19 protein-coding genes are annotated in these 17,314 nt (G+C 74.4%); 11 read left to right on the top strand and 8 right to left on the bottom strand.

Annotated elements, in window-relative coordinates:
• Window positions 1-102 precede the first annotated feature (102 nt).
• The 5 genes from ACFVHI_RS28075 to ACFVHI_RS28055 all read left to right on the top strand — a co-directional run bounded on the left by ACFVHI_RS28075 (window position 103) and on the right by ACFVHI_RS28055 (window position 4,302).
• On the top strand, window positions 103-273 hold the full coding sequence (locus ACFVHI_RS28075; RefSeq protein ID WP_380343937.1) for a hypothetical protein: 171 nt from the start codon (window positions 103-105) through the stop codon (window positions 271-273).
• 71 nt (window positions 274-344) lie between these two features.
• Entirely contained in the window at window positions 345-1,034 is a 690-nt protein-coding gene (locus tag ACFVHI_RS28070) for a rhomboid-like protein (protein WP_380343934.1), read from the top strand.
• A gap of 86 nt (window positions 1,035-1,120) precedes the next feature.
• Window positions 1,121-1,651, top strand: coding sequence for a hypothetical protein (locus ACFVHI_RS28065; RefSeq protein ID WP_380343931.1), 531 nt, complete (start codon window positions 1,121-1,123; stop codon window positions 1,649-1,651).
• 237 nt (window positions 1,652-1,888) lie between these two features.
• Window positions 1,889-3,313, top strand: a complete 1,425-nt coding sequence (gene argG / locus ACFVHI_RS28060) for an argininosuccinate synthase (RefSeq protein WP_063350707.1) — start codon at window positions 1,889-1,891, stop codon at window positions 3,311-3,313.
• Between the two features lie 320 nt (window positions 3,314-3,633).
• Window positions 3,634-4,302 (top strand): GAP family protein, encoded by a 669-nt coding sequence (locus tag ACFVHI_RS28055; protein ID WP_380343928.1) that lies wholly within the window; start codon window positions 3,634-3,636, stop codon window positions 4,300-4,302.
• 77 nt (window positions 4,303-4,379) lie between these two features.
• Here ACFVHI_RS28055 and ACFVHI_RS28050 read toward each other — a convergent pair whose 3' ends face one another.
• The 3 genes from ACFVHI_RS28050 to ACFVHI_RS28040 form a co-directional block, all read right to left on the bottom strand.
• On the bottom strand, window positions 4,380-5,069 hold the full coding sequence (locus ACFVHI_RS28050; protein WP_063350705.1) for a hypothetical protein: 690 nt from the start codon (window positions 5,067-5,069) through the stop codon (window positions 4,380-4,382).
• Window positions 5,066-5,638, bottom strand: a complete 573-nt coding sequence (locus tag ACFVHI_RS28045; RefSeq protein WP_063350704.1) for an RNA polymerase sigma factor — start codon at window positions 5,636-5,638, stop codon at window positions 5,066-5,068. The genes ACFVHI_RS28050 and ACFVHI_RS28045 overlap by 4 nt, the downstream gene beginning before the upstream one ends.
• Window positions 5,639-5,894: 256 nt before the next feature.
• Complete coding sequence (locus ACFVHI_RS28040; protein ID WP_380343923.1) at window positions 5,895-6,368, bottom strand: MarR family winged helix-turn-helix transcriptional regulator; 474 nt, start codon at window positions 6,366-6,368, stop codon at window positions 5,895-5,897.
• Window positions 6,369-6,485: 117 nt separating this feature from the next.
• Between ACFVHI_RS28040 and ACFVHI_RS28035 the strand changes: the two genes are divergently transcribed.
• Window positions 6,486-6,896, top strand: coding sequence for an organic hydroperoxide resistance protein (locus ACFVHI_RS28035; protein WP_063350702.1), 411 nt, complete (start codon window positions 6,486-6,488; stop codon window positions 6,894-6,896).
• 128 nt (window positions 6,897-7,024) lie between these two features.
• Here ACFVHI_RS28035 and ACFVHI_RS28030 read toward each other — a convergent pair whose 3' ends face one another.
• Window positions 7,025-7,387, bottom strand: a complete 363-nt coding sequence (locus tag ACFVHI_RS28030) for a hypothetical protein (protein WP_063350701.1) — start codon at window positions 7,385-7,387, stop codon at window positions 7,025-7,027.
• Window positions 7,388-7,543: 156 nt separating this feature from the next.
• Here ACFVHI_RS28030 and ACFVHI_RS28025 point away from each other — a divergent pair, with 156 nt between their 5' ends.
• Window positions 7,544-7,915, top strand: coding sequence for a hypothetical protein (locus tag ACFVHI_RS28025; protein ID WP_380343920.1), 372 nt, complete (start codon window positions 7,544-7,546; stop codon window positions 7,913-7,915).
• A gap of 10 nt (window positions 7,916-7,925) precedes the next feature.
• Here ACFVHI_RS28025 and ACFVHI_RS28020 read toward each other — a convergent pair whose 3' ends face one another.
• On the bottom strand, window positions 7,926-8,576 hold the full coding sequence (locus ACFVHI_RS28020; RefSeq protein ID WP_063350699.1) for a hypothetical protein: 651 nt from the start codon (window positions 8,574-8,576) through the stop codon (window positions 7,926-7,928).
• Between the two features lie 142 nt (window positions 8,577-8,718).
• Complete coding sequence (locus tag ACFVHI_RS28015; protein ID WP_244293556.1) at window positions 8,719-9,348, bottom strand: CBS domain-containing protein; 630 nt, start codon at window positions 9,346-9,348, stop codon at window positions 8,719-8,721.
• 409 nt (window positions 9,349-9,757) lie between these two features.
• Here ACFVHI_RS28015 and ACFVHI_RS28010 point away from each other — a divergent pair, with 409 nt between their 5' ends.
• Window positions 9,758-11,608 (top strand): hypothetical protein, encoded by a 1,851-nt coding sequence (locus tag ACFVHI_RS28010; protein ID WP_380343916.1) that lies wholly within the window; start codon window positions 9,758-9,760, stop codon window positions 11,606-11,608.
• Here the strand turns inward: ACFVHI_RS28010 and ACFVHI_RS28005 are convergent.
• Window positions 11,592-12,851: an FAD-dependent monooxygenase gene (locus ACFVHI_RS28005; protein WP_380343913.1), complete on the bottom strand. Its 1,260-nt coding sequence runs from the start codon at window positions 12,849-12,851 to the stop codon at window positions 11,592-11,594. The two genes, ACFVHI_RS28010 and ACFVHI_RS28005, sit on opposite strands and share 17 nt — an antisense overlap.
• Before the next feature lie 136 nt (window positions 12,852-12,987).
• Here ACFVHI_RS28005 and ACFVHI_RS28000 point away from each other — a divergent pair, with 136 nt between their 5' ends.
• From ACFVHI_RS28000 to ACFVHI_RS27990, 3 genes are all read left to right on the top strand, one after another.
• Window positions 12,988-13,677 (top strand): TetR/AcrR family transcriptional regulator, encoded by a 690-nt coding sequence (locus tag ACFVHI_RS28000; protein WP_380343975.1) that lies wholly within the window; start codon window positions 12,988-12,990, stop codon window positions 13,675-13,677.
• 107 nt (window positions 13,678-13,784) lie between these two features.
• Window positions 13,785-14,585, top strand: a complete 801-nt coding sequence (locus tag ACFVHI_RS27995; protein WP_208869135.1) for a HEAT repeat domain-containing protein — start codon at window positions 13,785-13,787, stop codon at window positions 14,583-14,585.
• A gap of 171 nt (window positions 14,586-14,756) precedes the next feature.
• The gene (locus ACFVHI_RS27990) at window positions 14,757-15,026 is read left to right on the top strand and encodes a GlsB/YeaQ/YmgE family stress response membrane protein (protein ID WP_063350696.1); all 270 of its coding nucleotides are present in this window, start codon (window positions 14,757-14,759) and stop codon (window positions 15,024-15,026) included.
• Between the two features lie 84 nt (window positions 15,027-15,110).
• Here the strand turns inward: ACFVHI_RS27990 and ACFVHI_RS27985 are convergent, their stop codons facing one another.
• Window positions 15,111-17,012, bottom strand: coding sequence for an amino acid transporter (locus tag ACFVHI_RS27985; RefSeq protein ID WP_380343972.1), 1,902 nt, complete (start codon window positions 17,010-17,012; stop codon window positions 15,111-15,113).
• Window positions 17,013-17,314 lie beyond the last annotated feature (302 nt).

Raw genomic sequence — 17,314 nt, 5'->3', positions numbered from 1 at the left:
GATACTCCGCATGGACTCCCTCCTCCGCCTTGCGATGCACGCACTCCGACGCCGCGCGCTGATCCGACGTGATCCGAAAGAGAGCCCCTAGCGCTGGCCGCCGTGGTGGTCCGCGCGCTGAACGCCGACCCGGCCGGGCGCCCGGCGGACGGCGCGGCGCTGCTGGAGCTGCTGGAGCTGCTGACGGCCGCTCCGGTCCCGGGCAGCCCGGCGCCGAACGCGAGTTCGGTCGGCGAGGAGATCACCCGGGGCTGGCGTACGCTGGCGCTCTGACCGCCCGGAACGGGCCGCCGGGGGCCGCCGGGCGGCACCACCGGGACCGCACAGCGAGGGCGACGGGCACGATGAGCGAGCGCGGCACGACGACCGCACCTGCAGGTATCGACGCCGGCCCCGGCGCGCGGCACCCGGCGCTGCACGTGGCGGACCGGCTGCGGCTGACCACGGTGTACGTGCTGCTGCTGACCGCGACGGCCTGCTGGCTGGCCGGCCAGAGCCACGGCGCCCGGGCCCGGTTCGTCCGGCACAACAGCAGCAACGTCCACCACATGGAGGTCGGCAAGTGGTGGACGATGTTCACCAGCGGGCTGGTGGTCGACGGGGTGCCCGCCTGGGCGGGCATCGCGGCGGTGGCCGTGGTGCTGGGCCTGGCCGAGTGGCGCTGGGGCCCGGCCCGGGCCGGCGCGGTCTTCGTCTTCGGGCACCTGGGCGCCACCCTGCTCACCGAGGGCGCCATGTGGGTGATGCTCACCGCCCGGATCCCGGGGGCGCTGTCCCGCGCGCGTGACGTCGGGATCAGCTACGGGCTGGTCGGCACCGCCGGCTGCCTGCTGGCCCTGGGCCCGGCTCCGCTGCGCCGGTTCGGGCTGCCCGCGCTCGGGCTGGGGCTGGCCGTGACCTGGGCGCTGGACCAGCAACTGGCCGACGCCGGGCACCTGGTGGCGCTCGGCCTCGGCGCGCTGGCCGCCCGGACGCCCTGGCTGCGCGGCCGGGCGCGGGCCCGGGCCCGGGTGCCGGTCTCCGCCACGCGCTGACGGCCCTCCGCCGTTCCTCCGGCGTTCCTCCCGACGTTCCTCCCCGGGGTCTTGCGATCACCCCCACCCCGAGTAATGCTGATTACATGATTACAACCTCGCCCGAAGAGCTCCGGGGGTGGTTCACCGGCCGCCTCCCCGCCGACCTGTTCACCGATCTCGTCGAGATCACCGCGGACCGCGAAGAGATCACCGTCGTCGGCCGCATCACCGAACCCGTCCTCGACCAAGCAGCATCGGACGCCGAGCGCGAAGCGGCGTTCGAGGGCCGGATCGCCGAGTTCCGCGACCGGACCAGGGACGCCCGGATCGCCGTCGCCCGGGAGGCCGAGCGCCGTTACGGCCGCAAGGTCTCCTGGGGCGCCGAGTGCGGCGACCTGAGGGGCATGTTCACCACCGTCTCCGCCCCCGTCATGACCCGGCTGCGCCAGCCCGAACGGCAGGTGCTCGACACCCTGGTGGAGGCGGGCGTCGCCCGCAGCCGCAGCGAGGCGCTCGCCTGGTGTGTCCGCCTGGTGCAGCGCCACTCCGACACCTGGCTCACCGAACTGCGCGAGTCGCTGGAGAACGTCCGCCGCCTGCGCGCCCAGGGGCCGGACGCCGACAGCGCCTCCTGACCCCCGCCCCGACATTCGACCTCCCAACGCGCCTGGGAGAAAGCCGGGTTGAGGTACGGCGACCACCGATCGGACACGGCCGGGGGCGGCAACAGGAGCGGCCGCCCCTCGCCGAGCCGATCGTATGCTCTTGCGGTACTCTGCAAACCTATGCCAGAGTGCGGGCATCGGATACGCCGAATCCCCTCACACGTCGCTAAGTCAGGAGCCCGCGCCTCGCGGGTCAAGGGTGCATGCATGTCGAAGGTCTTGAGCAAGCTGCCGGTCGGTGAACGGATCGGCATCGCATTCTCCGGTGGATTGGACACCTCCGTCGCCGTCGCGTGGATGCGCGAGCACGGCGCCGTCCCCTACGCCTACACGGCCGACATCGGCCAGTACGACGAGCCGAACCTCGCCGACGTCCCGGCCCGCGGCCGCGCCTACGGCGCCGAGCAGGCCCGGCTGGTCGACTGCCGGGCGGCGCTGGTCGAGGAGGGCCTGGCCGCCCTCGCCTGCGGCGCCTTCCACATCCGCTCCGCCGGGCAGACGTACTTCAACACCACCCCGCTCGGCCGCGCCGTGACCGGCACCCTGCTGGTCCGCGCGATGCGCGAGGACGAGGTCTCCATCTGGGGCGACGGCTCCACCTACAAGGGCAACGACATCGAGCGGTTCTACCGCTACGGTCTGCTCGCCAACCCCAGCCTGCGGATCTACAAGCCGTGGCTGGACCAGCGGTTCGTCACCGAGCTCGGCGGCCGCAAGGAGATGTCCGCCTGGCTCTCCGAGCGCGACCTGCCGTACCGCGACTCCGCCGAGAAGGCCTACTCCACCGACGCCAACATCTGGGGCGCCACCCACGAGGCCAAGCGGCTGGAGTACCTGGACACCTCGATGGAGATCGTCAGCCCGATCATGGGCGTGGCCTTCTGGGACCCGGCGGTCGAGATCCAGACCGAGGACGTGACGATCGAGTTCGAGTTCGGCCGTCCGGTCCGCATCAACGGCCGGGCGTTCGCCGACGCCGTCGAGCTGGTGCACGAGGCCAACCGGATCGGCGGGCGCCACGGCCTGGGCATGTCGGACCAGATCGAGAACCGCATCATCGAGGCCAAGAGCCGCGGCATCTACGAGGCCCCCGGCATGGCGCTGCTGCACACCGCCTACGAGCGGCTGCTCAACGCGATCCACAACGAGGACACCGTCGCCACCTACCACACCCAGGGCCGCCGGCTCGGGCGGCTGCTGTACGAGGGCCGCTGGTTCGACCCGCAGTCGCTGATGCTCCGCGACAGCCTGCAGCGCTGGGTCGGCCAGCCGGTCACCGGCAGCGTCACGCTGCGACTGCGCCGCGGCCAGGACTACTCGGTGCTCGACACCCAGGGCCCGAACCTCAGCTACCACCCCGAGAAGCTGTCCATGGAGCGCAGCGTCGACGCCGCGTTCGTCCCGGACGACCGCATCGGCCAGCTGACCATGCGCAACCTCGACATCGCCGACTCGCGCAGCAAGCTGGAGCAGTACGCGGTGCACGGCCAGCTGGCGCCGTGGAGCGGCCTGATCGGCGAGCTGGCGCCCGGCGGGGCGGCGCCGATCGCCGCCGCCGGCCCCGACGCCGAGGCGCTGGCGGCCAAGTCCACCGCGCTCGACAGCGCCGCGATCGAGTCGGGCAACGACTGATCCGCTGCCGTGACCACGTCCGAGGGCCGCCGCACCACACCGGTGCGGCGGCCCTCGGCGGTTCCGGTCGAACGACGGCCGTTCCGCGCCTGAGCCCCCCGGGCCTCACCCGCACAGCGGCCCCGGCCGTGCACGGCGGCCCCGGGCGTAGCTGAATGGGGCAGACGTGTGCCCGGCGGAGCAGGCCTGGGGCAGCGGCTTCACCGGACGCCCCGGGGCAGCGGCTTCACGGGACGAGCCCGAACCGCGGCTGCGCCGGACGGGCGCTGACGGCGGCGGCGCCGGGCGAGCCCGGGCGACGGCGAGGAGGCGGGAGCGGGATGGGCGAGGCGGTCGGTTCGATGCTGGCGTCGGCGGTGGGCCTCGCGATCAGCCCGCCGGCGCTGGTCGCGGTGGTCCTGATGCTGGCCGCACCGCGCGGGCGGACCATCGCGCTCGCCTTCGCGGCCGGCTGGGCGGTCGGCCTGGCGGCGGTGGTGGCGGTCGTGGTGGCGGCGGGCAGCGCACTGGGTTCGGGTGGCGGCCGACCGGCCTGGCTGTACTGGCTGGAGCTCGCGCTGGGCGTCCTGTTCGTCCTGATGACCGGGAAGCAGTGGCGCGACCGGCCCCGCGCGGGGCACGTCACCGCGCCGCCGAGGTGGATGCGGGAGGTGGGCCGCTTCAGCGCGGGCCGGTCGGCCGGTCTCGCGGTCGTCCTGGTCACGACCGGCCCGAAGAACCTGGCACTGGCCGTCGGCGGCGCGGCCTCGATCGCCGCCAGTACGGCCGGGGTCGAGGGCACGGTGGTGGCCGCCGCGCTGATGGTGCTGATCGGTTCGCTGTGCACGCTGCTTCCGCTCGCGGTCCACCTGCTCCGCGGGGACCGCTCGGCGCGGACCCTCGGGGAGTGGAAGGCCTGGCTGGCCACCCACAGCACGGCGATCACGACCACCGTGCTGGCCGTGATCGGGGCCGAGTACGTCGGCGACGCCATCACGGGGCTCGCGTGAGCCCGCGGGCGGCGGCCGCCCCGCTGCCACCACCACCGCCCTCCACCCACCAGCGCCCCACCGCCCCACCGCCCGGCTCACCGGATGCGCACCACCCCTCTCCCCCGCACCGACCGCAGGCCCAGCCGTCCGCCGTCCGCCCCCGGGCGCACCGCCAGCACGTCCCTGAGCGTCAGCAGGATCTCGCCGTCGTAGCGCTCGGCCAGTTCCCGCGCCAGTTGCGCGGCGCCGCCCGGCCCGGCGTCCGGGGCCAGGGCGGGCAGGTGACCGGGGGCGCTGAGGTCCTCGGCCTGGGCGGCCCAGCGGGCCGCGTCCCGGGTCTCGCCCTCGGCCGCGTAGTGGACGGCCAGGCAGTGCACGGCCAGCTGGTCGCCGTACTGCGTCGCGATCCGCCACCAGAAGACGCCGTCGGCGGTGCGGCCCATCCCGTAGAGCAGGCAGCCGAGGGTGCGGAAGGCCGTCTTCTCGGCGAGTTCGAGGTCCAGAGCCAGTTCGGCCGGGTCCACCGCGCCCGCCACGGTGGCGCACAGGTGCCGCAGGTCGCGGCGGAGCTCGGTCCGGCCGCCGGCCCACGGGGGCTCGCCGAAGGCGTGCGGCGGCCGGGCGTTCGCGGGCGGGCGGGCCGGGCGTTCGCGGGCAGGTGGCGCGGGCCGGCGGGCGGCGGCGAGCCGCTCGGCCAGCCGACGGGTGAAGGCGGCCGGGTCGTGGTCGCGGAACTCGCGTTCCAGCAAGGCGGCGTCCGCCCGCAGCAGTTCGGTGACCTTCACGGCGCCTGCCCGTCGTCCGGCTGCTCCAGCAGGTACTCCAGGTGGCGCCGCCCGAGGCTGTAGTAGGTGCGGGCGGTGGTGTGCGCGATGCCGAGGCTGCGGCCGATGTCCGGGTAGGACAGGCCCGCCTGGCGCAGCCGGACGACGTCGGCCTGGACCGGGGCGGCGCGTGCGAGTTCCTCCATCGCCCAGTCCAGCGCGTCGAGTTCGGCGAGCTGGTCCAGTTCGTCCTGGCTGGTGTCTGGCCGACGCTGCGCGATGACGCGCAGCCGTTTGCGTTCGGCACGGCGGCGCTCGCGCAGGAGGTCCACCACCGCATCCTTGACGATCTTGAAGGCGAAGGCCTGCGGGTCGGCGCTGGCCAGGGCGCGGCGCCAGTTCTTGTAGAGCGTGGCGCCCGCGTTCTGGACGGCGTCCTGCGCGTCCTCGCGATGTCGCAGGCGCTGCTGGGCGTACCGGAGGTAGCCCGGGTGCTCGCGGGTGAAGAAGGCCTCGAAGTCGGCCGGCAGCGCGCCGAGCGGGTCCGCCCGCAGGTCCCGCTTCTCGCCCGGCCCGGGGGTGTTCAGCACACGCGCCCCCCTTTCGTGGGTCAGCTGGCCGGCCCACCGGGTGGCACGCCGACGGCCCCTGGGGGCTCGTGGTGTAACCGTCCGGGCGGCCCGGGTTGTTGACCGGATCGGGCGGACAATTGGCGACCGTTTCCGTTCACTTTCGAAAACCGGCGCTGACCTGCCGGTTCGGCCCCGACAGGAGCCCGGGACCCAGACGCACGTGACCCACGTCACAGGCTGCGGACCGCCCGACTTGACAGGGCGGATGCCGCGACTACGGCGCCGGCTCCACCACCGCCGAGTCCAGCGCGGCGGTCACCCGCTCCAGCAGTACGCGCAGCGCGGCCAGGTCCTCGACCGGCAGCCCGGTCGCGCCGAACAGCCGGCGCGGCACCCGGCCGGCCCGCTCGCGCAGGGCGGAGCCCTCGGCGGTGAGGCTGACGGTGACCGACCGCTCGTCCTCCGGACTGCGCTCGCGCCGCACCAGTCCGGCCGCCTCCAGCCGCTTGAGCAGCGGGGAGAGCGTGCCGGAGTCGAGCCGCAGGCGCTCGCCGATCCGCTTGACGGGCAGGTCGCCATCCTCCCAGAGCACGAGCAGGACGAGGTACTGGGGGTAGGTGAGTCCGAGGTCGCGGAGCAGCACCCGGTAGACGCCACCGAAGGCGCGGGAGGCCGCGTTCAGCGAGAAGCAGATCTGCTGGTCGAGGCGGAGCAGTTCCTCGTCCGCCATGCCGGGGAGCGTGGTCATGGCTCCATGGTACCGATCACCCTCACGCCATTCAGTTGTGCGCAATTGAATTGCGTGCTCTACTTATCTCCAGAGGGCGGCCCAGGCGGCCGCCGGAACACACGAAGGGAACCGACCATGGACGCGCTCTACACCGCAGCCGCCACCGCCAACGGCCGGGAGGGCCGCGCCGTCAGCTCCGACGGGCAGCTGGACCTCGCGCTCGCGATGCCGCCCGCGCTCGGCGGCAGCGGCCAGGGCACCAACCCCGAGCAGCTGTTCGCGGCCGGCTACGCGGCCTGCTTCGCCAGCGCCCTCGGCCTGGTCGGCCGCCAGGCCCGGGTCGACACCAGCGAGGTCTCGGTCACCGCCGAGGTGTCGATCGGCAAGGACGGCGCCGGCTTCGGCCTGGCCGTCGTGCTGCGCGTCGAACTGCCCGAGGCACTCGCGGACGGGACCGGCGAGCAGCTGGTCAAGCAGGCGCACGAGGTCTGCCCGTACTCGCGCGCCACCCGCGGCAACATCCCGGTCGAGCTGGTCGTCGAATAGGCCCAGCAGGCCACGCACGCCGAGTAGACCGCGCAGGCCGAACGGGCTGCGCAAACGCCGGCCAGGCCGCCACCGCAGACGGGCCCGCCACACGCACCACCGTGTGGCGGGCCCGCGTGCGCCCCGGCTCAGCCGTCACCCGGCCCGTTCACCGAGCGCAGCGTGTCGAGCCTGTGCCGGTACTCCTCGGTGTCGATCTCGCCACGCGCGAACCGCTCCGCGAGCAGTTGCTCGGGCGTCGGCCCGGCCGCCGCGCCGTGCGGTGCGCCCCACCCCGGCCCCGCCGCACCCGAAGCCGCCGAACCCGAACCCGGCCCCGCCGCACCCGGACCCGCCGGGCCGTACGGCAGCGGTCGACGCGACCGCGACACGTACCGGAACAGGGCGATGGCGGCGAGCACCAGCACCAGCAGGACCAGCAGCGTCAAGACCGCCATCACACCGATGCCCCAGCCACCCAGGACGTGGCCGTGTCCGTGCCAGTACCTCATGGGGACCTCCTCCTCCGGCCCCGCAGCCGGGGCCCGCCGAGGTGACCAGCGCCTCACCACCATCGTGCGCCCGCACCGGGCCGAAGCGCCCTGAAGAAAGCCTGAGAAAACGTTCCGGCGCTCAGCGCCCGGCCCACCGGGGTAGCGTTGCCGCCCATGAACCACCACCCACCGGCCGACGACCGCTCGCCCGAGCAGCTCGTCGCGGCCGGGGTGCTGCGGCGCCACGGGGACCACCGCCCCCATCCCGCGCTCGGCCACTCCCCGATCAGCTACGTCTCCACCGCGCTCTGGGCCGAACTCACCGCGCTCGCCATCGCACCGCCCGCGGCCGAAGCGACCGCCACCGCCCTGCTGCACGCCATCGCCGCGCGCGCCGTGGACGCGGCCCTGGCCCCCGGCAACGAACGCGCCCCGCGCGACGACCTGTACGTGGCCCACCCCGCGCACATCGGCGCGCACCGCCGGACGGTCTGGTTCCAGCGCTCCGGCCCGCGCGGCCCGGTCACCGCCACCTTCGCCCCGTGAGGCGGGACGCTCAGCGCTCGACCTGAAGGCTGTGGCAGACCCAGCTGAGCCGGTCCGGCCCCTGCAGCGGCGGCCGGTCGTGGTACGTGCCGTCCGCGACCGACAGGTTGACGATCAGGTACGCCTGCCAGCCGGGACCGACCCCGTGCAGGTCCGCGTAGACCAGCTCGTCCTCGACGTACCAGTCCACCGAGTTCGCGCCGAGCACGACCCGCAGGTCGAAGGTCGACCCGGGCGCGATCCCCGAGCCGGCGCCGTGCCAGTACCGGTACCCGCCCCGGACGTGGTTGGAGAACTCCAACAGGTCCGGATGGTCGGGGTGGTACTCGAAGAGGTCGACCTCGTTGCCGCCGTCCCGCCAGGTCCAGACGGCCGGCCAGGCACCCAGCCCGACGGGCAGCGTGATGCGTGCCGACAGCTGGTCGCCGGTGCGGGCCTGGAAGCCGTCCGGACTGCCCTCGGTGGTGAGCAGGTTGCACGTCCAGAGCCCGCCGACGAGCCGCCGGGTGGCGCTGAACACGCCGCCCGGGCAGTAGCCGCGGCCGAGGTAGTCGAGCTTGTGGTCGCTCCGGTTGGTCGGCCCCATCCGGGGGTAGGCACTGGTGCGCCCGGCAGTCCACTGTCTGGTCGAAGTGAAGTCCGCGTCGAATACGACCGCCACGGCCGCCTCCCCTGTGCTCCGCCGCCCCGGCAGTTCGACCCGCCGGGCACACAGGGTGAGTTACCCGATACGCTCCGCAGTATGCGAAGCGAACCGCCCGGGCCGGGGCGGCGCACAGCGGTCGGATCGCAGGATCGACGGATCAGCCCACCGGAGCGGCCGCCCCGCCCGCACCGAGCCGGTCGGTGACCGAGACCACGCCGTCCACCGAGCGGCACAGGTTGAGCACGATCGGGACCAGGTACGGCTCGGGCACCGTACCGCTGAGCACCACCCGGCCCTGATCGACCTCGACGCCGATCTCCGCCGGGCTCACCCCGTCGATCCGGCCGAGCACCTCCTCGACGATCTCCCGCCGGATCACCACGTCCTCGCGCAGGAACACCCGCAGCAGGTCCCCGCGGCTGACCATGCCGGTCACCCGTCCGTCCTCGTCCAGCACCGGCAGCCGCTTCAGCCCATGCCGGCTCATCAGCCGGGCCGCCGCGACCACGCTGGTCCCGGGCGTCGTGCAGACCGGCTGCCCGGTCATCAGGTCGGCCGCGGTCACGGCACCGCCCGGGCCGGCCGGCGCCGCCTCGGGGGCGGGCAGCAGCGCGCCCGGATCCTCCTGCGCGGCCAGCGTGCGCAGCAGGTCGGCCTCGGAGACGATCCCGAGCGGCCGCCCCTCCGCGTCCACCACCGGCACCCCGGTGATGTCGTACTCGGTCAGCAGCGCGACGATCTCCCGGAAGCCGGTCTCGGGCGCGACCCGGACCACGGGGCTGGTCATCACTGATTCGACGGTGGCATGCCGCACGCCGGTTCACCTCGTCCACGACACTCTTGCGGCCGGGCGCGGATCGTCCCGGCCGGTACCGGCAGCATCGCGCCCGGCGGCACGGGCCGCCAGGGGCCAAGGGGCTGAACGGGCGGGACCTTGGGCCCGCCCGCCGAACGCGGATCCGACACCGTGCCGAACCGACACCCCCGACCCGGCGGGGCGTCGACCCGGCGCCTCGCCGAAACCACCGACCCGCCGACCCGGCAACGCACCGACCCAGCAACGCACTGACCCAGCAACGCACTGACCTGGCGACCCGGCGACCCGGACGGCGCAACCATCACATGATCGACTCGTTGGACCGTCCACCACGACAGCACGCACGGCATCCGGGGAGGGCCCGTTGGCAGGACGGACGATGGGCGCGGCATCGCCGGCGCAGGGCGCCGCGGCGCGCCCGGTGGCCCAGGCCGAGGCCGCGTTGGTGCGCCACTACCGCAGGCTGGCCCGGCTGGCGTACCTCGCGCTGCCCGCCGACCGGGACCGGCACAGCCGGGTGCTGGCCGCGCACGCGACCGTCCAGCGCGCCCTGCCCTCCCACTGGACCCGCCCGGCCGGTCCGTCGGCGGCGGACGAGGACCCGGTGTACGCCGCACTGCGCCTGCGGGTGCTGCGCGCAGCGCTGCGGCCGCACCCCGCGCGGCGGCTGCCCGCTCCCCGGATCTGGGGACTGCGGCTGTTCACCCCGCACGGCGGCGAGGAGGACGCGGCGCTGGACCACGCGCTCGCGGCGCTCGACGCCCCCGCCCGCGCGGCCTTCGCCCTGCGCGCGGTGGAGGGGCTGACGCCGGAGCAGGCGGCCGGGGTGCTGCGACAGGCCGGGGTCGAGCGCCCCGAGGAGGCCGTCGCGGCGGCGGCCGGTGTGACCGTCGGGGCGGACCCGGAGCCGCCCGCCTTCGACCCGTGCGCGGTGCGGGTCCAGCCCACCGACCTGCTGCGCCGCCGCCGGACGTGGAGCGCCGTGCTGCTGGTCGGCCTGCTCGGGCTCAGCACGACGGCGGCCGTGGTGGCCGACTCCGGCCCGGCCGCGCCTGCGGCCCGCCCCGCACCCGCCCCGTCCGGCACCGCGGCCGACCCGGCACGCCTGACCCGGGTCGAGCCGGACCGGTGGCAGCACACCGCGCGGGTCGACTTCACCGCCTGGCCCGCCCGCGGCGACCGCCGCGACGACGGCGCGCTGCTCGGCCGCGCCCTGGCCGCCTGGGAGCGGCCGGGCCCGCAGACCCGCGCCGAGCCGGGCGTGGACGCCACGCCGCCCGTCGCCCCGCCGGCGCTGCTGTTCGCCGGGACGGTCGACGGCGCCGCCGTGGTGGTGCTGTTCGACGGCCGGCGGCTCGCCCGCTACACCGACGGGCGCGACGGCGGCCTGGACCTCGCCCGGGCCGACGACTCGGACGTGACCACGGCGGGCGCGGTGGTGCTGCGCCGCCAGGGCACCGCCGTGCGCTATCTGCTGGCCCCCTGGGTGGACGCCGCCGAGACCCGCCGGATCGACCAACCCGACTCCCCCGCACGGCCGTTGGACCACCCCGACGGGGTCACGGCGGCGGTCCCGGGCGGTGGGCTCGCGGACTGCCACGGCGCCACGGTGCTCCAGCTGCACTCCTCCCCCGCCATCGCCGAGAAGCACGCCTTCCTGCTGACCGACCTCGGCGGGCTCGTCCCCGCGCACCTCACCTACTCCCCGCCACCGGACCGTACCCAGCCGGCCCGCGAGCCGCGCGAGGCCACCGGCCAGGACGCGCTGCTGGCCTGGGCCCGCGCGGGCTGCGCCGTCCCGGACGGCACGCCGGGCGTCAAGCAGCTCAACCTGTGGGCCTTCGCGGTGCAGCCGCTGCCGCAGAACGCGGGCTCGGCGTCCTGGGTCTGCCTGCGCGCCGACCGCTGGACCGGCGAGGGCAGCGCCGCCACCGCCGTCCTGCTGCCGACCGCCCGCGGCCCGCAGCGCACCGGCGGCGGCCCGGGGCGGGCGTGCAGCCGGTTCGAGCAGGACGTCGTCGGCTGGGCCTGGTGGCGCTCCCCGCAGGGGGCGGAGTTCCTGCTCGCGGCGGGCAGCCGGCGGGTCACCCGGCTCGCCGTCAAGGGCCCGGACTGGTCCGCCGACCGGCCCGCCCCGGACCACACGCTGGCCGTCGAGCGCCCGGCCCGGGCGGCCGTCCAGGTGGAGGCGGCCCTGGACGGCGGCGCCCGGATCAGCCCGCCGCACTGAACCGGCCGGCCGACTCGCGCGCGCACTTCGGCAGATCGCTCTCCAGCGGCTCGCAGTCCGGCAGCCCGCCCTTCGGCAGCTCGTAGTCCGGCAGCTCGACGCTGGAGACCTGCTTCCCGAGCTCCAGCATCCGGTTCAGCACCCAGCGCCGGTTCAGCAGCCCGTTGCGCACGCGCAGGCCGGTGGCGGTGCGCGGCGCCAGGAAGGGGCCGGTGCGGCCCCCGCCCTTCTGGCAGCCCTGGGCGTAGCCGCGCAGCAGTTGCTCGTACCGGGCGAAGGCGGTGCGGTGGTCGCCGCGGGCGCGGGCCAGTTCGCCGGCCAGGACGTACGCGGCCACCACGGCGGTGCCGGTGCCCATGCCGCCGATGGTGGCGCCGCAGGCCGCGTCGCCGAGCAGGGCGATCCGGCCGCTGGACCAGGTGGGGACGTCGGCGCGGCTGATCGAGTCGAAGTAGAGCTCGGGGGCGTGCCGCAGGCTCTCCAGCAGGCGCGGCACCTCCCAGCCCAGGCCCGCGAAGGCGTCCCGCACCAGGGCCTTCTGCTGCTCCTGGTCGTGGCGGTCGTAGCGCAGTTCGGGCGAGGCGAAGAGGCAGAAGGCGCCCGCGCGGGTCGGGTCGCGGTGGTCGGCGCCGATCGAGGCGAGCCGGCCGGGGACGTTGAGGCCGACCGAACCGGGCGGCAGGCCGAGGTCGTTGGGGAACTGCCAGGTGGCCGCGTAGTAGCCGAGGTGGCGGACGTAGCGCTGCTCGGGGCCGAAGGCGAGCCGGCGGACGTTGGAGTGCAGCCCGTCGGCGCCGATCACCAGGTCGAACTCGCGCGGCGCGCCGTGCCGGAATGTGGCCCGCACGCCGCTCGGGGTCTCCTCCAGGGCGGTGATGGAGTCGCCGAAGACGTAATCGGCGCGGGCGCGGCTGTGCCGGTACAGCAGCTGGGCGAGTTCGCCGCGCGGGATCTCCAGTTCGCCGCCCGCGAACTCGGCGGGCAGGTGCAGGAGTCGGCGGCCGTCGGCGCCGAGGAAGGTCATCGGGCTGCCGCCGGTGTCGAGCGCGCGCAGTTCGTCGAGGACGCCCATCCGCTCCAGCACCGTCAGGTGGGTGCGGCCGCGGAAGTCGACGTTCTGGCCGCCGCCGCGCAGCGCCGGGGCGAGTTCGACGACGGTGACCTCGAAGCCGTACCGGCTGAGCCAGTGGGCCAGGGCGGGGCCGGCGATGCTCGCGCCCGAGATCAGGACCTTGGTGCTCATGGGAAACCACTCCGTCCGAGAGGATCGAGAAACTGTGTCTGGTGGATACTGTTTGCTGCTGTGTACGGTAGACGCAGTTAGGTCGGACGAGCAACCCCCAGAACGGGAGCGGAATGTGAGCGAGGCGGCGAACGACATGGTGCGGCTGCTCTGGGGCCCCCCGGCCAAGCCCACCCGCGGGCCGAAACCGGCCCTCAGCCTGGAGCGGATCGCGGCGGCGGGCGTCGAGATCGCGGACGCCGAAGGCCTGGGTGCGGTCTCGATGCAGAAGGTCGCCGGGCTGCTCGACTTCACCAAGATGTCGCTCTACCGCTACGTGCCCGGCAAGGCCGAACTCGTCGCCCTGATGGTCGAGGCCGCCGTCGGCGAGCCCCCGCAGGACCGGCACGCCCACGACTGGAGGAGCCAACTCACGGCCTGGGCGCACCACTTGACCGAGTCGTTCGGCCGCCACCCGTGGCTGCTCGACGCCACCGTCGGCCCCCGGGTGATGGGCCCGAAGGAACTCACCTGGCTGGAACGGGTGGTGACCGCCCTCGACGGCCACGGACTGACCGGCCCCGAGCGGATGGACGCCGCCGTCCTGCTCGCCGGACACGTCCGCAGCATCGCCCAGCAGTCCCGCGCCGCCGGGCCCGACGGCTCCCCCGAAGCCGAACTCCTCACCGCCCTCGGCACGCTGGTGCACCAGCACGCCGACCGCTACCCCGCCCTGGCCGCCGCCATGACCGGCGAGGACGGGCGCGACCAGGCCCTGGACTTCGGCCTGGACCGCATTCTGGACGGCCTCGCCGCACTGATCACCCGCCGCACGGGCACCGCCTGACGCCTCCTGCCTGCCTCCTGCTCTGCCTCCCGCCCCGCCCCGCGCCGCCCCGCCTCCCGAGGAAATCCGATGGGCCCGCGGTCGGCCAGCCGCTAGCATCCCGGGCCATGGCGATGTTCGTGCACCTGACCGCCGCGGCGAACGCGCCGCGGATCCGCCGCGCCGGGATCCGGGCCGACAGCCGGGGGCAGGGCGGGGTGCGCGGGCTGTACTGCTTCCCGGTACTGCCCTCGTACCCGCTGACCCACCAGTGGCTGCGCGAACTGGCCCGGTTCGGCACCGGGGGCTCGCTGGTCGCGGTGCACCTCCGGCTGGACGACACGCAGCAGGTGCTGGCCGGGCACTACCGGGACCGCGCGAGGGACGCCCAGCAGCGGGTACCCGCCGCCGAGGCGGTGCGGCGGATCGCCGAACTGGCGGACCCGCGCGGCTGGGAGGTGTTCGTGCCGCGTGCGGTGGGCGCCCGCGAGGTCCACCGGATCCGCGGCGTGCCGCAGGTCTCCGGCTGGCGCTACCAGCCGAACGCCCACGGCACCCGGCCTTGTCCCTGCATGGGCTGCCAGCCCGTCGGCGGGTACGGCAGCCGTCGACTGCGCGAGCGCCACCAGCACCCGTTGGACGCCCCGCCGCCGCCCGTGCCCGTCCTGCTCGCCCGGATCGAGGCCGCCGGCGAGCCGGGCGACCCCGCCGAACTGCTCGCCGCCCTGCAGAGCTTCGGGCGCCGCCGCCGCGGCCCACTGGACCGCCTCGCCCGGCTGGCCGCCCACCCGGACCCGGCCGTGCGCGAGGAACTGGTGTGGGCCGTCGCCGGCTGGTCCACCCCGGGTGTCGCCGCCCTGCTCGACGGCCTCGCGAACGACCCGCACCCGGACGTCCGCGAGGCCGTCGAGGCGGCACTGGAGCGCTGAGAGCCGGCCGCCAGGAGTCCTCGGTGAAGCTCAGGACCGAGCAGGTGCAGCCGGAGCCGTAGAAGCTCCCGACGTGCCCGTTCGGCCGATCCGGGCGATCATGGGACGAACCGCGTCTCGGCGATTCGGCGCACCGGGGTCAGTCCGGCGGCGCCCGGAAGGTGGACTGCGATGTTCCAGCTCCTGTGGATTCTGATCATCGGCTTCGTGCTGGGCGTACTGGCCAAGCTGATCCTGCGCGGGCCGCAGTCGATCCCCTGGTGGCTGACGATGCTGCTCGGCGCCGCCGGGGCCTGGCTCGGCAACGCCGTCTCCGGATGGATCGGCGTCCGCCACACCTCGGGCATCGACTGGATCCGGCACCTTCTCCAACTCGGCTTCGCCGTCGCCCTGGTGGCCTTCGTCGCCCCGGCCTGGAGCAAGTCCCACCCGAGTCGCTGACCAGAACGACCCGGACTGCCGCTGACCTGGACTGCCACTGAGCAGGAGGCGCAGACGGCCGACCCGTTCGGCGGGGAGGTGCCGTCAGCCGACGTGGACGGCCGGGCGGCGGCTGCGGTCCGGTTCGGCCTCGCGCAGGACTTCGCGGGTGACGGGGGCGATCTCGCCCTGCCCGAACAGGAAGAACCTGAGGAACTGGGCGAAGGGGTTGCCCTCGGTCCACTCGAAGTAGATGTGCGGCTGCTGCCCGGTGAGGTCCCGGACCCGCAGCAGCAGGGCGGCCAGCGCGTTCGGCACGCTGGAGCTCTGCAGCGTCAGCACCCGGTAGCGGTCGTGCAGCACCTCGCCGCGCACGGTCAGCTCGGCCTCGAAGTCGGACGGGTCGAGCACCGTGACCTCGACGAACACCAGGTCGTCCTCGACCGGGATGTCGTTGTCGGCGCGGATCTGGCGGATCTTGTCGCGGTACTCGGCGAGGTCCCGGCTGTTCGGCTCGTTGGCGATCAGCCGCAGCGGGCGGTGCATGTAGTCCCGGACGAAGCGTTCCGCGACGGCGTCGAGCACCACGTCGGTGACGCGCAGTTCGAAGGCCCGCTTGAGCCGGGAGAGGAAGGAGACCAGCATGATGCCGGCGATGAAGCAGCCGCCGATCTTGACGCCGTCCGGCCGCTCGGCGATGTTCACGGCCGTGGTGTAGAGGAAGACCCCGGCGATCACGGCGAAGCCGACCGTCCTGCGGCGCTGCCCGGACTTGTGGGCGGCGATGGTGACGGCGATGGCGGCCGAACTGATCAGCACCAGCACGCCGGTCGCGTACGCGCCGCCCTGGGCGTCCACGTTGGCGTCGAACAGCCAGGTGACCAGGAAGGCGATCAGGGTGAGGACGATCACGGTGGGGCGCACCGCGCGGGCCCAGTGCGGGGCCATGCCGTAGCGGGGCAGGTAGCGCGGCATCAGGTTGAGCAGTCCGGCCATCGCGGAGGCGCCGGCGAACCAGAGGATGGCGATCGTGGACAGGTCGTAGACGCTGCCGAAGGTGTTGCCGAGGTTCTGGTGGGCGAGGTAGGCGAGCGCCCGCCCGTTGGCCTGGCCGCCGGCCTTGAAGGCGTCCGCCGGGATCAGCAGGGTGGTGATGAGGCTGGTGGTGATCAGGAAGCAGCTCATGATCGCGGCCGCGGTGGTGAGCAGCTTGCGGGCGCCGCGGATCCGGCCGGTGGGCTTCTCCTCGGTGTCGTCCGGGTCGCCCTCGATGTGCGGCATCACGGCGACGCCGGTCTCGAAGCCGGACAGGCCGAGCGCGAGCTTCGGGAAGACGATCAGGGCGACGCCGATCATCGCGATCACGTTGCCGTGCTCGGCGGTGAGCGCGTCCGTCCAGTCGCCGACGACGTGCGGGGCCTTCAGCACGTGCCAGAGTCCGTTGGTCACCACCACGACGTTCAGCGCGAGGTAGACCGCGACCAGGACGACGGCGATGCCGATCGCCTCGCTGAAGCCCTTGAGGAAGACCCCGCCGAGCAGGGCCACCATGATGAGGGTGATCGTCACCTGCTTGCCGGTCAGCACGCTGTGCAGATGCGGGTTCTCCACCAGGTGTGCGGTCGCGTCGGCGGCCGACAGGGTGATGGTGATCATGAAGTCGGTGGCCGCGAAGCCGAGCAGCGTGAGCACGAAGAGCTTGCCCTGCCAGAACGACAGCAGCCGCTCCAGCATCGCGATCGAGCCCTGGCCGTGCGGGCTCTCCTGGGCGACCCGCCGGTAGACGGGCAGGGCGCCGAGCAGGGTGACGATCACCAGCACGATGGTCGCCAGCGGCGAGAGCAGGCCGGCGGCGAGGGCGGCGATGCCGGGCTGGTAGCCGAGCGTGGAGAAGTAGTCCAGGCCGGTCAGGCACATCACCCGCCACCAGCGCTGGCCCTTGACGTGCGGCGCCTCGGCGTGCGGGCCGGGGTGCTGCTTGGCCATGTCCGACAGGCCTTCCAGCATCCACTCCCGGAACCTCGCGCCGCGGGTCGCGGGCGTCACCCCCGGATCGGCCGAATCCGACGACACCACGTGCACCCCTGTCCACGAGTCGGCCGGCCGCGCTCGGCTCCGGCCCCCAAAGGCCGCCGGACGGCGGGCCTGGTCAGGCTAGGGGACCGGATCGGTGCCGCCGGGGAGCAGCGCGTCCGGACACGCCAACGGTGCCCCGGACGGCCCTCAGCGGTGGCGGGCGGCGCCCCGCCGTGCTGGTCGTCCCGGCGCGGCGGGCCGCACCTGCTGCCCGGAACGGGCGAGGATGTCCG

Source organism: Kitasatospora sp. NPDC127121 (assembly GCF_042677305.1).
GTDB lineage: Bacteria > Actinomycetota > Actinomycetes > Streptomycetales > Streptomycetaceae > Kitasatospora.
This window is presented reverse-complemented; position numbering and strand designations above follow the sequence as displayed.

Excerpts from the sequence above, each read along its gene's own strand:
- ACFVHI_RS28070 (WP_380343934.1), top strand. The coding sequence starts at position 345 with ATGAGCGAGCGCGGCACGACGACCGCACCTGCAGGTATCGACGCCGGC.
- ACFVHI_RS28065 (WP_380343931.1), top strand. The coding sequence starts at position 1,121 with ATGATTACAACCTCGCCCGAAGAGCTCCGGGGGTGGTTCACCGGCCGC.
- argG (WP_063350707.1), top strand. The coding sequence starts at position 1,889 with ATGTCGAAGGTCTTGAGCAAGCTGCCGGTCGGTGAACGGATCGGCATC.
- ACFVHI_RS28055 (WP_380343928.1), top strand. The coding sequence starts at position 3,634 with ATGGGCGAGGCGGTCGGTTCGATGCTGGCGTCGGCGGTGGGCCTCGCG.
- ACFVHI_RS28040 (WP_380343923.1), bottom strand. The coding sequence starts at position 6,368 with ATGACCACGCTCCCCGGCATGGCGGACGAGGAACTGCTCCGCCTCGAC.
- ACFVHI_RS28035 (WP_063350702.1), top strand. The coding sequence starts at position 6,486 with ATGGACGCGCTCTACACCGCAGCCGCCACCGCCAACGGCCGGGAGGGC.
- ACFVHI_RS28030 (WP_063350701.1), bottom strand. The coding sequence starts at position 7,387 with ATGAGGTACTGGCACGGACACGGCCACGTCCTGGGTGGCTGGGGCATC.
- ACFVHI_RS28025 (WP_380343920.1), top strand. The coding sequence starts at position 7,544 with ATGAACCACCACCCACCGGCCGACGACCGCTCGCCCGAGCAGCTCGTC.
- ACFVHI_RS28015 (WP_244293556.1), bottom strand. The coding sequence starts at position 9,348 with ATGACCAGCCCCGTGGTCCGGGTCGCGCCCGAGACCGGCTTCCGGGAG.
- ACFVHI_RS28010 (WP_380343916.1), top strand. The coding sequence starts at position 9,758 with ATGGGCGCGGCATCGCCGGCGCAGGGCGCCGCGGCGCGCCCGGTGGCC.
- ACFVHI_RS28005 (WP_380343913.1), bottom strand. The coding sequence starts at position 12,851 with ATGAGCACCAAGGTCCTGATCTCGGGCGCGAGCATCGCCGGCCCCGCC.
- ACFVHI_RS28000 (WP_380343975.1), top strand. The coding sequence starts at position 12,988 with ATGGTGCGGCTGCTCTGGGGCCCCCCGGCCAAGCCCACCCGCGGGCCG.
- ACFVHI_RS27995 (WP_208869135.1), top strand. The coding sequence starts at position 13,785 with ATGGCGATGTTCGTGCACCTGACCGCCGCGGCGAACGCGCCGCGGATC.
- ACFVHI_RS27990 (WP_063350696.1), top strand. The coding sequence starts at position 14,757 with ATGTTCCAGCTCCTGTGGATTCTGATCATCGGCTTCGTGCTGGGCGTA.
- ACFVHI_RS27985 (WP_380343972.1), bottom strand. The coding sequence starts at position 17,012 with ATGCTGGAAGGCCTGTCGGACATGGCCAAGCAGCACCCCGGCCCGCAC.